This window comes from Pseudomonas alkylphenolica (genome assembly GCF_004025535.1).
Taxonomy (GTDB): Bacteria; Pseudomonadota; Gammaproteobacteria; order Pseudomonadales; family Pseudomonadaceae; genus Aquipseudomonas; species Aquipseudomonas alkylphenolica_A.
On the sequence record NZ_QJRG01000005.1, the window covers coordinates 1 to 958 of the forward strand.

The following is a 958-nucleotide window of genomic DNA, read 5'->3' on the forward strand; positions in this document are numbered from 1 at the left end:
ACTGCAACTGCCGATGTTGAAGACACCATCGACACAACCACCGTGGCGGTGACCGCTAATCCAGCTAAAGAAGGCGATGCAAACGTCACCTTCAACTTCCAGCTGAGCAACCCGCCACAAGGCACGAGCACCCTCACCGTTAAAGTCGGTGAAACCACTTACACCGTGAACGTTGATGCCAGCGGTAAAGGCACTTTGGTTGTTCCGAACACCAACGGTGAAGACGTCTACAAAGATGGCAGCACCCTGACTGCAACTGTCACTGGGGTGAATGGCGGCAACTACGAAGCCACCAACCTGACCGGCGCTTCTGCCACTGCTGACGTAAAAGACACCGTCGATACAACTACTGTGAGCCTGACCGGTTCGGTACAGAGCGAAGGCTCGACGGCGCAATACGTCTTCACCGCCACCCTCAGCCACGCCTCCCAGGGCGTGACGACGATCACCACCGACAAAGGTGTGATCACTATTGCCGACGGTGAAACCACCGGCACCCTGAAGATTGATGCTGCCAACGGCGAAGATGTCTACAAAGACGGCTCCGAGCTGGTCGCCACTATCACCGGCGTGAACGGCCCTGGCTTTGAAAAGCTGGAAATCAAAGACGGCAGTGGCTCCGCCACCGCGAAGGTCGTGGACACCGAAACTGCCTCGACTGTCAGCCTGTCCGGTTCGATACAAAACGAAGGCTCGACGGCGCAATACGTCTTCACTGCCACCCTCAGCCATGCCTCCCAGGGCGTGACCACGATCACCACCGACAAGGGTATGATCACCATCGCTGACGGTGAAACCACCGGCACCCTGAAGATCGATGCTGCCAACGGTGAAGATGTCTACAAAGACGGCTCCGAACTGGTTGCCACTATCACCGGCGTAGACGGCCCTGGCTTTGAGAAACTCGAAGTCAAAGACGGTTCGGCGACGGCTAAAGTAGTCGACACTGAAACCGCCT

1 protein-coding gene is annotated in these 958 nt (G+C 57.0%); it reads left to right on the forward strand.

The window, feature by feature from the left end; translation table 11 throughout:
• Window positions 1-958: immunoglobulin-like domain-containing protein (locus DM813_RS28295; protein ID WP_206617342.1), on the forward strand; the 958-nt coding region annotated here is incomplete at both ends.